The following is a 12564-nucleotide window of genomic DNA, read 5'->3' as shown; positions in this document are numbered from 1 at the left end:
TAAAAGAAAAAATGAAATATCTCCATCATACTTTTTTGACAGGATTTTTAGACAGGGACATCCTTTTCTAAATATCTTTCTGCACATTCAAGAGCTTCTTCGATAATTTGGTGCATATCTAAATATCGATAAGTAGCTAAACGGCCTAAAAAACTAACATTTTTAATCTGCTCAACCTCCTCCTCATATAATTTAAGTATCTTTAAATCTCCTTCTAATCTCTTAGGATAGTATGGTATATCGACCTCAGAAGTTTCCTTACTATATTCTTCAAAGTAGATAGTTTTATCAAAAGATTCCCAAGGAGTAAAATGTTTATGTTCGTGTATTCTTGTATATGGCACTGATTCGTCGGCATAATTGATAACCGGATTCCCTTGGTGATCTCCATCTTTCCTGTATTCTTTAAAAAAAACTGTTCTATAACCTAATCGCCCATGATGAAAAGAAAAAAATGCATCTATTGGGCCTGTATAAAAAATATGATGATAATTACTCCTACTTTCGTTTGAAAATTTCTCATTTAACTTCACCGTAATAAATTTATGCGTTAATATTTTTTCTATCACATACGAGTAACCGTTTTCCGGGATTCCTTGAAAACGATCATTGTAATAATTGTCATCATAAGAGAAACGAACAGGTAACCTCTTCAGAATGGAAGCAGGCAAATCGGCGGGCTCGCAGCCCCATTGTTTCTTTGTATATCCGTAAAAAAATGCCTTATATAATTCTTCACCTACAAACTTTTTAGCTTGTTCCTCAAAAGTTTTTGGATCTAGAATTGATTTGTCACCTTTCTCTTTAATCCAATCAATAGCTTCCGCCGGCGAAAAGGCCTTACCATAAAATTGATTAATAGTGTGCAAATTTATTGGGAGGGAATATACCTGCCCATTGTATACAGATTTAACCCTATTCACAAACGGGATAAAACGATCAAATCGATTCACATAATCCCATACAACTTCGTTACTAGTATGAAAAATATGCGGACCATATTTATGAATCATAATACCTGTATCTGGATCTTTTTCAGTATGACAATTCCCACCAATATGACTACGTTCATCAATAACTTCGACTAAATAACGACCGGTCTTTGCCAACGAATTAGCGACAACTGCTCCAGAAAAACCTGCACCAACGACTAAAATTTTTTTCATATATATCTTGAGGGAATAACTTTTAAAAAGATAAAAACAAATTGCTTTAAACTTTGTTTAATAAAACGGGTTAACTTATTTTTAAAAATGCGTAAAGTAGAGGATGATTCAATGGATTGATTATTTCGAAAAAAATTCTCCAAAAACTCCCGTTGAGTTTTTGACCATTCTCGGTCCAATATCCCATTTTTAAAAACGTCAGAAAATTCCAACCCATCAACAAAAACCAAACGGCATTTTTTTGCAAAGTCGACATCAGAGTTCAAAAACACAGATCTAATTTCATCTAACTCGGCAACTCCTGTGGACAAATTCTTCGTCGACAAGCCGCCAAGCGAATAATGAACAATAGGTTTCAATATACGAATGCCTTTATATCCATACTGAATCACGCGATACATAAACTCAACATCGGCAGCATATTTATATTTTAGACTAAATCCACCTAAGTTTTCATAAATGCTTTTTTTGCATAAATAGGATTGATGATTTGCCGGATTACCCAAAAAATAATCAACATCAGTTAAAGTTTTGGGCTCCCAGTTTCTCAAACCGAATAACATCTTTGCATATCCGCAAACATAATCCACATCCGATGTTTCAATCGCTTCTAAAAGTGAATGTAAAGAATTCTCAGAACAAAAATAATCATCTGCATTCAAGAAAAGGATCCATTCACCGCTGGCCATTTTTAATGCCTGGTTCATAGCATCATAAACACCTGAGTCTTTCGCCGAAATTAATTTAAACTGACCTTTGTATTTTGCAATTTCGTTCAGAGTGTTATCAGAACTAAGTCCATCCCAAACAATAACTTCCATATTTACATGCTTTTGATTTAATGCGGAAGCTAATGTCCTTTGAATCGTCTTCTCTGCATTACGAACAACTGTTATTATTGTAACTAACGGATTGGTATTCAATTAAACCTTACTTAATTCTTTATAAATTTTTAAATATGAGTCAGCACATTTTTCCCAAGAATAATTTTGAACCCGAGTAAATCCTTTAACGCGTAAGGAATTCAGTTTTTCGATAGAGTCTAGGCTCTCTACTAATAAATCACTAAGTGCAGAAGGGTTCAGGGGGTCAAAAAATTCAGCAGCGTCACCTGCGACTTCTTTAAATACATTAATTTGACTACAAAAAACAGGACAACCAACAGACATCGCTTCCAATATCGGAATGCCGAAACCTTCGTATAGCGAAGGATAAATGAACAATTTTGCATTTCTATATAAATTCGCAAGCGTTGTTTCCGATGAAAAAGAAACATGAACTACCTGTTTTTCTAAGTTCATGTTATTTATTTCATATTGTTCGTGCGGGCTAAACTTTTTACCGCCGGCACAAACTAAATAGAGATTTTTTTCCTTTGGTATTAAACTAAAGGCTTTCAGCAGAAAATTAAAATTTTTATACTCTCCCCGATTACCTACAAACAGAAGGTATTCCTTATCAAAGGGAGAAGGATTTAGAATAGGTTCTTTCGATAAATCGCCTGCATTATAGATAACAGAAACTTTTTCCTCCGGAATGTGACTATATAATCGAAGAAAATCAGCCTTAGTAGAATGCGATACACAGACTATCTTATCAGCTGCAACACTTAGAATTTCTCTATTTCTGAGTATAAAATTGTTAGAGCCATAGAATTCCGGAAATATTTCATGAACACAGTCATGAATTGTCAAAACCATTTTGGTATTACTTTTTTTTAGTAAGGGCAAAAAGTAACGATGATAATAAGTAGGATGAAATACAGTATATTCATCTTTTAAAATGGCATCGTTCACCTCTTCATTCAAACACATGATCTGTTTAGAAAGGCTTAATCTTTTGACTCCGCTATCTTTACTAAGGATAAAATCAGGAATGGGAAATTTAAGTTTTTGCAATAAAACAATTCCTACTTTATAAGCCGTGTATAGAGAAAAAAAACTTACTCGATTGATTAGTTTTTTTGTATATTTTTCAAAAATGATTCCTTCCGTATAACCAGACAAATCAACAGAACATGAATATTCGATTTTTTTATCATCTAGTCGTTTAAATATTTCCAAAAAAATCTTTGAGATGCCACCGTATTGATTCTGGAAAAAGATTTGATGGTCAAAAAGAATTTTCATTTAGAAATATTTCGATAAACCTTTTTTAGTTTATATGCTGATTTATCCCAGCTAAACAGCGCAGCCTGCTGCGTAGAAAGCTCCGAAAGTTTAATTCGCAAATTTGGATCCTCGATAAGACTCTTCATTCCTTTAATGATTTCCAATTCAACCTTCGGGTTCACCGATATACCGGCATTACCGATTACTTCAGGTAACGATGATGTATTAGATACTAATACAGGAATTCCACATTTCATAGCCTCTAAAGGCGGTAACCCAAATCCTTCATATAAAGAGAGGTAAACAAAAAATAAAGCACCTGAATAAATATAGGCCATCTTTTCATCGGGAATAAATCCTAAAAATAGGACACGATTTTGATAAACGTTAGGAAATTCAGCTTCTAAATCGACGAGCCCCGCACCCCACCCTTTCCCACCCAAGACAACAAATTTTATGTCTGCATCTAACCCACTCTCTGCTAAACGCAAAAATGCCCGCAAAGAAGATTTTAGATTTTTTCTAGGTTCGAGAGTAGAAACAGTAAGAATGTATTTTTTTGTTTCTAAACCGAATTGAGAAATTATCTCATCAATCAATTCGTTTCCTTTGATTTCGTAAAATATCTCTTCCGCAGCCAATGGGATAACAGAAATCTTAGTTTGGTCAAAAAAAGGAATATATCCAACTATGTCGTTTTTACTATGTTCCGAAATTGTAACTATAGATGTTTCAGAGTCAATGTTTCTAATAATCTTCCAAACAACCTTATCCTGATTTCCTTCAAAAAATTCTGGATATAATACGGCGATCAAATCATAGATAGTGATAACTTTCTTAACTTTTGTTTCTTTTATAAAATCAGGAAAGGGCAAAAAAGGACTATGAAATATGAAATCATTCGTTAGATAAACATTACGGATTGGATTTATATAATTTCCCAATCCTAAAAGAACAAATAGTGGGTCTATTACCAACTTAATTGCCCCAAGAAGTAGATTCCTGTAAAAAAGATTACTTTTAAAATCAAAAAAATCTAAGATCCAGAGATAGAATAAAAAAAGTCGATCTCTCCATTTTGAATAAGATTGTGGAACGAGCAAATGACCTGAGTCAATTTGTATATTATGGATCTCTAAATATTTATAAAAGTCACAAATATTTCCATGAACTGACGACAAATAGAGGTCAATTTCCGGATCATGAACAAACTGCTTTAGCAGATTTTCAATTACCCGATAAATTCCCGTTTTAGCCTTATTATTACGGATGGACCAGGCTAATACAGAAATATCAAAGATAAGCTTCAAGTTTCAAATACTCTTCAAAATTGGTAGGAATGTTTTCATCTGATTCAATCATCTTAAAGAAAGTTAGGTCATTAATTAAAAAACTTTTGTTAAGAAATTCATTGTAGCAAATGGCTTTTACTATAGAACCATTCTCCAAAACAAACATCTGAATCATCCTCTGGCCAAAGGGAAGCCAAACATTCTTTCTGATAAAAACTAGTTTATTCTGTGGCATTACTTGTATTTTAATCTCAAGAAAAAAGTAAAAACTCTAGTAAAAAATTTCAAAAAATATTCATTTCTGAAGAATTCCTTTTTGATCAAATAATACTTTGCATAATAAAATAACCAATGACTGGATACTTTTCCGACCAATTTATTTTGCATTTCTACAATTTCGCGATGAACATTTAAGTTTTGACTGGTTTTGGTATTTTCGTGTATCCGAGTACAAGCAATCGGTTCACTAAGAAATACAAATTCGAAAACTTTAGCAACTCTTATCCAATATTCATAATCCATACAGAATCCAAGAGATTCATTTAAAAATCCTACTTTTTCCAATACATCCCGCCTTAAAAACACGGTAGGTTGGCAAATGATACAATAATCAAGAAGTCTTGCGAAAGAGTAGGTTTCAATTGGATAAAACTCAATCAAATTATCATGTTTATCAATATGGATTCCTATAGCATAAAGAGCGTAAATATCTGTTTTACTTAATACTTTTACGATTTTAGTCAATGCACTTGGTAGATAAACATCATCAGAATTTAACCAAGCAACAATATTTCCAAGTGCTAGTTTCCATCCTTTATTGATCGCATTCGTTTGTCCTTTATCTTTTTCAGAATAGAACTGATAACTAATGCCAAGACAATTTACTTTGCAATTCGAATCTATCTGAAACTTTTTGAATGTGCGACCACCAATTTCACAGACAAAATCTCCGGAATTATATTTTTCTTGATAAAACTCTAAAATATCTACAGTTTTATCGTTAGATTTTCCATCCATTATGATATAATCGATATAGAAGTCACCTGTTTGAGAAATGACAGATCGCAATGTTCTCTCAATAAACTCCCCCTGGTTAAACGAAGGAGTCACAATTGAAATTATATATAAGTTTTTCTTCGGAATCATTGATGTTATAATTTGAAAAGAATCAAATAATACTATTTATCATTTTTTTATTGTCAGTTAATGTTAAGCTTCTATAAACCTTGGCGAAAGTTGGGAAAAAATAATCAGATCGTAAAACGAAAAAACGGATTGTATCCGAATGTAGTTTCTTTTTTGAAAAAACGTGGAATCCCGAATCTATAGATATATAAAAATATCCATATTTATCTGCAATAAAGCGAAGTGTCCTTTCATTATAAAAACCTATGTGCTGACCGGTCTCTGGCGAAAAATACCACCAATTCTTGTCGGGAACTTCTTCACCGTAAAGCAAAGTTGAAAAGACAAATAAATTGGGCCGAAAGCCTAGAAAAATATTATCTAGTTCAAACAAAGGATTTTCCAAATGTTCTAAGACTTCGAAACTTAGAATGCAGTCATAGTTTTTACTTTTACTTTCAAATCCGCGTGCGAAAAGATTTTTAGTAAACAGGTCTCTCCATTCCGCATTAAATCCAACATCTCTTAACATACGTACTAAAAGACCATATCCTCCTCCAAAATCTAAAATATTCAGATTATATTTTCTAAATTTCTTTTTACAGAAGTAACGAACGAAACTTTTAAACAGCAGAAGAAAAAGCGATGGGATTCGAAGTTTGAAATCAATAATGGTAAGTAAAACTGTAATTCTTTTCACAAAAAGTAAATTTCGAGCAACAATTCCTGTGTCTGTTATTGCAATACTTTCAGTATACGCATCCTCTAACCAATCTGCAGGAAATACTTGCAAATATTTACAGTTAGGGCATTGATAAACTTCTCCATCAAACCGGCCAAGGTATCTTAATCCCTTGAGTTTGCGCGAAGCTTCAGCGTTACAGATTTTGCATTTCATAAACTAATATGAGATCAACTGTGCCTTAATTTGCTTGCAAAATGGATATTTTTTCTTCAGATCAAAAGAAATTTCTCCGAAATGATAGAAATTACAACTAAGAATCTTTTCTTTTTTTAAGTTACCAAGTGGTTTCAAACTTCTCGTGTCATCCCCGTTTATACTTAAATTCCGTAAATATGACATCAACCCATCCTGGAAGCTGGAATAATACATAACATCATCTACATCAAGACCTATTCGCAATTGCAGATGATTATAATTTGCATATCGTAAAATTGAATCTGCAGGCTCAAATTCTGTAAAATTTCGAACAAAAATAATTCCAACATTTTCTGCAGCTTCAAGCTTCATCGCACGAATCGTAATATCTAAAGATTGAGTTCTTTTAGCATTTTTCCGAGAAGCATTCTGGATTTCATTAATCGAATATGAGGAAAAACCAAATGCAGAAAATATTAGAAAAATAATACCACTGAACAACTCATTTTTTACAATTTTCTTTGGAAATATTAACCTTAATACCATACTAAGTATTATTATAAAGTAAAAAACATTAATAACTGCTGTAGGGAAATCATAACGGTTGTTTTGTGGAAGCTCGCCACCATAAAAAACTATATTTAATAAAATATTTATAATTAAAAAAATTAGAATAGAGATAATTTGAAAGGATTTTTTAACAATTCTTAGAGATTTAGTTTTTACTATTAATCCTACACAAAGAAGAAATCCAAGGATCAACGGCTGTAAAAACAAAGAATTATTCATAAATCCAACAATTCTACTGAGTCGGTCGGAAATTTGGGCACTATTTCCATTAATATCCACAGGATTCAATGATGTAGCCTTTATTACAGCAAGAACGATTACCATTGAAACTAAAAAAGGAATCAAATACAATATGTGATAGTATTTAAATTTATATTTTAGATCATCCTTATCATATAAAAAAAATATAGGCAAAAAAGCCACTAAAACCATATTTTCTTTCGAGCCGATCATGATTACTAATGCCAACACCTGTAAAACTGCTGTAAAAATACCATATCTAATCCTTCTTTCCCAAGTGAAGGTTACAGTAATGAATATTGCGAAACCAAGAGTTACGTAAGTTTCACCTGGCCCTAAACGCGAATAGATATCTGACCAATAAGTAAAGCTAAAACAAGTAATTGTCCATGCTAAAGCTACGGGTGTAGATAAAAAAAACCGAAATAGTAAATTTAAAGAATAAACAAATGAAACAAGGATAAAAAACCGAAACAAATACCAAAGAATTGCGTTATCTTTCCAGAGAAAAACTTCAACTAACCGTAAAAAATAATACGAAGGTCTATAACGCGTACTAACTCCAAACAAACCTACTTCGGTCCGATCGACCAAAGTACTAAGAAAATCGCTCCAACCATTTTGATCTATTACGGAACCTAGAAAAAAGAATATTTCGTGATCATCGATTAACCAAAATTTAGCCTTAAAATTTGGGCCAAAGATATAAAAAGAAAAAAGAAAAGCAAAAATCAATACAACAGTTTTTTCGTATTTTATTCTTTTCCAAATAAGTATTAGAAAAGCAAATATTAAGAGAAAAAAAAGTTGGTCTGTCTTTAATATAGATGAGTACATTTTAGTATTAGATTAAATATCCTTCTCAGATATAAGATAGTTTGGTCTTCCCTTCGACTGAATAAATAATTTTCCTAAATATTCACCGAGGATTCCTAGTATAATTAGTTGAACACCACCGATAAATAATACACTTGTAAGTACAGAAGCCCATCCAGTGACAACACTATCTGAAGTAAAAAAAATTATAATCGCATAAATCCCATAGCCCCCAGAAAAAAATGAAAGCAACAATCCAAAGTAGGTAGCAAAATGCAATGGTTTTACTGAAAAGGAAGTGATTCCATCTAACGCAAATAAAATCATCTTCTTTATGCTATATTTACTTACACCCCATACTCTTAATTCTGGTGTATACTCGATAGATTCCTTTTTAAATCCAATTGCTGTAACAAGTCCCCTGATAAATAGGTTTTTTTCATTATACAATTTTAATGCTTGAATCACTTTTTTATCCAGAAGCCTAAAATCAGCTGCTCCATGTGAAATCTGCAACCCAGACAAATAGTTGAGTAAATGATAAAACAGGGATGCTGTATTCCTCTTAAACCAGGAAACGTTTTCATCGTCCTTCCGTATTGTATAAACAATTTCAGCACCATCCTCCCATTTTTTGATTAATTTAGGTATAAGTTCTGGAGGATGTTGTAAATCCGCATCCATAGAGATTACGGCATCAGCTTTTGAGTGATCGATACCCGCCTTTAAGGCAACCTGATGTCCAAAATTTCGCGAAAAAGAGATATAAGAAACTTTTAAACCATTCTTCTTTTTGACTAATTTCTTGATTTCGAACAGCGTATCATCTTTACTACCATCATCAACAAATAATAAACGCAATTTGTAATTTTTAATATTTAAATTAACAATTCGCTCAAACAGGGACTTAATGTTTCCCTCTTCATTAAAAGACGGAATAACAAGATCAATTGATTTCATCTCTTTTTAACCCTATTTTTGTAATTATATCATAAGAAGTTCTGAATAAAAAAAAGAATATTCTTTCCCAAAAAGATAGTCGGAACATTATCTTGCGACTAAAGTATTCGGTGAATACGTTAGTTTTTACTTCTTTAGGATGTAAAAGTGGGAATTTTAACTCATCAGTATCCATACCGTTCATTTTCGAATTCATATCTATTGTATGGGTTGCAAACTCGCCAAAACCAATATTTGAAATTAAATTATATTTTGGCATAATTGAATATCGCCTATTTTTAAAATTTAAATAAACCCACTGGTAGTCCCACGTGTCCATTAAACCTAAAAAAGCACTATATATATGCTCAATCCAAAAATTACGTTCATTTTGATTATAAAAGGTATTATTAATGATCTCCGCTATCTCTGCTTTATTTGAAGATCTGAGTTGATATCCCTCCCATGCCCTACGCCAGCTTGCCCATCCCCATATATGAAAATACTTTGAAAAAAAATAGGATTCTGAAATCGAATATCGTGAAAAGAAAAAATTATTGCCGGAAATCATCCCAATCCGATCATCTCTTTCGTATTTATCTAGTAAAAGTTCACAGTATTTAAAAAATGAATCATGTGGAAAACAATCATCTTCTAAAATAATTCCTTTCTCTTCATTTTGGAAAAACCAACTAATAGCAGAAGAAACGCCCTCTCCACAACCCAAATTTCCGCTATTAATTTTTAAAAATACTTGATGCGTCTGCGAGATCCGTTTCGCAATTGAGATTACTTCCTCCACTTTTTTTTTCTCACCAGCCTTCGTGATCCGTGGACCATCGATGGAGATATAAATCCGAGTTGGATTCACAGAAAGAACTTTAGCTAATAATTTAGCAAAAAGGTCTGGTCGATTGAAAGCAATAATCAAAATAGCTACATTCATCAGTAATTTATGCTTTTCTCATATACGCGACGCGTATCACTCGCTGTCTTTTCCCAAGAAAAACGAGTAACATTTTTTAAGCCAGATTCCCTTAAGTGAATTTGAAGATCAATTCTTGTGAGAACTTCTCTAATTGATTTTTCTATCGATTCAGAGTTTGTTGGATCAAAATATTGAACTGACTCTCCTCCTACTTCCAGAAACGATGATGTATTACTACAAACCACCGGACAACCAGCCGACATCGCTTCAAGCAAAGGTATTCCGAATCCCTCGTATAAAGACGGAAAAACAAAGATTGTAGCGTTTCTGTATAGTTCCATTAATGAAACATCATCATTAAATTTCCTATGAATGATCCTATCATCGAGCTCTAATTTTCGGAATAAACATATTTCTTCTAAAGTAAAATCACCGCCGCCTGCCGCATATAAAAGAAGATCAGGAAACTCATTCAGTAGCGGAAAAACACTCTCAATAAAAAAAATAAAATTCTTATAATGGGAGCGATTTCCAACAAACAAAATATATTTCTCTCTATCATTTCTATCTGAACTAACTTTACGCTTTCCTTCAACTGCCAAATATACAACATCGATTTTTTCCGGAGAAATATTATATATATCAATTAAATCTTTTTTCGTACTTTGCGAGATAGCAATAATCCGTTTTGCAGAATTTATGCTTAAGATTTTATTTTTAATTAACTCCTCGGAATCAGGAAAAAAATCAGGAAACTTTTCATGAATAAGATCGTATACGGTACAGACAAAAGGTCGCCCAATCTCACTTAAGTGATCTATGAAATATGGATCATAATAAGTAGGATGAAAAATATCATATTTCCCAATTTTTAACTCATGAAAAACAAACTCTTTCATTTTCCTTTCATGATCAGGAGCTAATCCAAAATTTTGCAATATTTTAAATAAACGATTTTTGCCCTTAAAATAACCGGGAAACAGCCAGTTCTCATAATTTACGTATTCGCTATGGGGAAACCGATCATCCAAATAAACATTTCTAGAATATAAAATGGAATTTTTTACAGTCACGTTTTTGAAATTCTGGAGATGAGTCATTAACTCAAAAAAATATCTAGAAATACCTCCATAAGATTGGAGTGCAAATATTTGGTGATCAAATAAAACTTTCAAATTTATAATGATCCAGTTTTCCAACGTTTCAAAAAAGAAAACAGGATTGATGGCCAATTCCAAAAGAATAAAGAATAAACTTGAATAAAAAACAATTCTCTAACCTCCCGAAAAAATAGAGGGATAAACATAGATGCAACTAATTGGGACACTAAAGTAGCAAAAGCAGCTCCAATAACGCCATACAAAGGAATCCAAATGAAATTCAAAGCAATGTTAACAATCAAACCAGCTAAACTTTTTATAAGTACATAGGATTGTTTTTCTTCAATAAGATAGTAGTTTCCACCTGCGACACCAATAAAAACAAAAATACCTGACCAAATATAAACCTTTAATACATCAGAAGCTCCTATGTATGGAGAACCATACAGCCAGCTAATAATATCCTTTCCAATAAATTGAATCAGAATTGCCATTACAAGTGATACAAAGATTACTATAATATGAAGGAATTTCAATAACTCCAAATATTCGGATCGCGATTGATTTTTTTTTGCAATTAAGGTTGGAAAAAAAGAGGAAGTAAGACCCAGCGGAATAAAATACCAAAATTCACTTAATCGAACTGCAACACTATAAATTCCAATCGGTGCATCTCCAAGTATCGATCCTATCATGAGCTGATCAATTTTCATATAGATGATGATGGATAAGGAAGAAATCAATATTGGAAAGGATTCCTTGAGTGAATCCAATATCGATTTTATATTTACCGAAATCCGAGAGAAACTGCGATGTCCTCTGATATAAAATAAAAAAATAGATAAATATGAAAATAGTGATTCAAATAAAAAACTAAAAACAAAAAAAAGAATATGTAATTTGTTTATCAAAAGATAAATGCGAATTACAGAAAAAACCAAAAAAGATATGTTTTCAATATAAACAACATATTTGATTTCTGTTTGGGCCTCATAAAAGTATCTAGGAACAGATAAAAAGCGAAACAAAATTGGAACAGCAAGTACCAAACCGATATGAAATGTTAGTTCATCATTATATCTAAGAAAGTAAAGGGTCAAACATGCAAAAATAAAAAGAAAGCTTCCGGAAAATAAATGGAGAAAAAAAGAGTCGGAAAGAAGTTTATCAGTTTTATCTTTATCCTTTACAAGTCCCCTGACAAGAAACCCCTCTGTTCCCAGAGGCACAATTGTCGCAAATAGAACAATTAACGAATTAGCATAACTGAACTTTCCGAAATTTTCTGGACCAAAATACCGGGCAATCCAGACACCAACAAACAAACCCACAAGAGACTTCAATATTTTATCAAAGATCAACCAAAGCGAATTATGAATGATTTTTTTCATATATCC

12 protein-coding genes are annotated in these 12564 nt (G+C 32.3%); all 12 read right to left on the bottom strand.

The window, feature by feature from the left end; all coding sequences use genetic code 11:
- Window positions 1–47 precede the first annotated feature (47 nt).
- The 12 genes from glf to LEP1GSC195_RS02615 all read right to left on the bottom strand — a co-directional run bounded on the left by glf (window position 48) and on the right by LEP1GSC195_RS02615 (window position 12558).
- Window positions 48–1166, bottom strand: a complete 1119-nt coding sequence (glf, locus tag LEP1GSC195_RS02670) for a UDP-galactopyranose mutase (protein ID WP_015679863.1) — start codon at window positions 1164–1166, stop codon at window positions 48–50.
- A complete protein-coding gene (locus tag LEP1GSC195_RS02665; protein WP_040506232.1) occupies window positions 1163–2089 on the bottom strand; it encodes a glycosyltransferase family 2 protein in 927 nt (308 codons plus the stop codon). Before LEP1GSC195_RS02665 ends, glf begins: the two co-directional genes overlap by 4 nt.
- Complete coding sequence (locus tag LEP1GSC195_RS02660; RefSeq protein ID WP_015680011.1) at window positions 2090–3295, bottom strand: glycosyltransferase family 4 protein; 1206 nt, start codon at window positions 3293–3295, stop codon at window positions 2090–2092.
- On the bottom strand, window positions 3292–4221 hold the full coding sequence (locus tag LEP1GSC195_RS02655; protein WP_232227636.1) for a glycosyltransferase family 4 protein: 930 nt from the start codon (window positions 4219–4221) through the stop codon (window positions 3292–3294). The genes LEP1GSC195_RS02660 and LEP1GSC195_RS02655 overlap by 4 nt, the downstream gene beginning before the upstream one ends.
- 349 nt (window positions 4222–4570) lie before the next feature.
- Window positions 4571–4804, bottom strand: coding sequence for a hypothetical protein (locus tag LEP1GSC195_RS02650; protein ID WP_040506231.1), 234 nt, complete (start codon window positions 4802–4804; stop codon window positions 4571–4573).
- The gene (locus LEP1GSC195_RS02645; RefSeq protein WP_015679998.1) at window positions 4804–5715 is read right to left on the bottom strand and encodes a glycosyltransferase family 2 protein; all 912 of its coding nucleotides are present in this window, start codon (window positions 5713–5715) and stop codon (window positions 4804–4806) included. The genes LEP1GSC195_RS02650 and LEP1GSC195_RS02645 overlap by 1 nt, the downstream gene beginning before the upstream one ends.
- 22 nt (window positions 5716–5737) lie before the next feature.
- On the bottom strand, window positions 5738–6592 hold the full coding sequence (locus LEP1GSC195_RS02640) for a class I SAM-dependent methyltransferase (protein WP_015680120.1): 855 nt from the start codon (window positions 6590–6592) through the stop codon (window positions 5738–5740).
- A gap of 3 nt (window positions 6593–6595) precedes the next feature.
- Window positions 6596–8119, bottom strand: a complete 1524-nt coding sequence (locus tag LEP1GSC195_RS02635; protein ID WP_232227634.1) for a hypothetical protein — start codon at window positions 8117–8119, stop codon at window positions 6596–6598.
- 114 nt (window positions 8120–8233) lie between these two features.
- A complete protein-coding gene (locus LEP1GSC195_RS02630; RefSeq protein ID WP_015679864.1) occupies window positions 8234–9160 on the bottom strand; it encodes a glycosyltransferase family 2 protein in 927 nt (308 codons plus the stop codon).
- The gene (locus LEP1GSC195_RS02625) at window positions 9147–10085 is read right to left on the bottom strand and encodes a hypothetical protein (RefSeq protein ID WP_015679992.1); all 939 of its coding nucleotides are present in this window, start codon (window positions 10083–10085) and stop codon (window positions 9147–9149) included. Before LEP1GSC195_RS02625 ends, LEP1GSC195_RS02630 begins: the two co-directional genes overlap by 14 nt.
- Window positions 10085–11242 carry a glycosyltransferase family 4 protein gene (locus LEP1GSC195_RS02620; protein ID WP_015679948.1) on the bottom strand — a complete coding sequence of 386 codons (1158 nt, stop codon included), beginning with the start codon at window positions 11240–11242 and terminating at the stop codon, window positions 10085–10087. The genes LEP1GSC195_RS02625 and LEP1GSC195_RS02620 overlap by 1 nt, the downstream gene beginning before the upstream one ends.
- A gap of 2 nt (window positions 11243–11244) precedes the next feature.
- Complete coding sequence (locus LEP1GSC195_RS02615; RefSeq protein ID WP_015679882.1) at window positions 11245–12558, bottom strand: flippase; 1314 nt, start codon at window positions 12556–12558, stop codon at window positions 11245–11247.
- Window positions 12559–12564: the final 6 nt, after the last annotated feature.

This window comes from Leptospira wolbachii serovar Codice str. CDC, assembly GCF_000332515.2.
Classification (GTDB): domain Bacteria; phylum Spirochaetota; class Leptospiria; order Leptospirales; family Leptospiraceae; genus Leptospira_A; species Leptospira_A wolbachii.
The sequence above is the reverse complement of the archived record's forward strand: the minus strand, read 5'-3'. Positions and strand labels throughout refer to the sequence as shown.

What these genes read in the sequence shown, in the direction of transcription:
- LEP1GSC195_RS02615 (WP_015679882.1), bottom strand. Translation starts at nt 12,558, where the DNA reads ATGAAAAAAATCATTCATAATTCGCTTTGGTTGATCTTTGATAAAATA.
- LEP1GSC195_RS02630 (WP_015679864.1), bottom strand. Translation starts at nt 9,160, where the DNA reads ATGAAATCAATTGATCTTGTTATTCCGTCTTTTAATGAAGAGGGAAAC.
- LEP1GSC195_RS02650 (WP_040506231.1), bottom strand. Translation starts at nt 4,804, where the DNA reads ATGCCACAGAATAAACTAGTTTTTATCAGAAAGAATGTTTGGCTTCCC.
- glf (WP_015679863.1), bottom strand. Translation starts at nt 1,166, where the DNA reads ATGAAAAAAATTTTAGTCGTTGGTGCAGGTTTTTCTGGAGCAGTTGTC.
- LEP1GSC195_RS02640 (WP_015680120.1), bottom strand. Translation starts at nt 6,592, where the DNA reads ATGAAATGCAAAATCTGTAACGCTGAAGCTTCGCGCAAACTCAAGGGA.
- LEP1GSC195_RS02645 (WP_015679998.1), bottom strand. Translation starts at nt 5,715, where the DNA reads ATGATTCCGAAGAAAAACTTATATATAATTTCAATTGTGACTCCTTCG.
- LEP1GSC195_RS02625 (WP_015679992.1), bottom strand. Translation starts at nt 10,085, where the DNA reads ATGAATGTAGCTATTTTGATTATTGCTTTCAATCGACCAGACCTTTTT.
- LEP1GSC195_RS02660 (WP_015680011.1), bottom strand. Translation starts at nt 3,295, where the DNA reads ATGAAAATTCTTTTTGACCATCAAATCTTTTTCCAGAATCAATACGGT.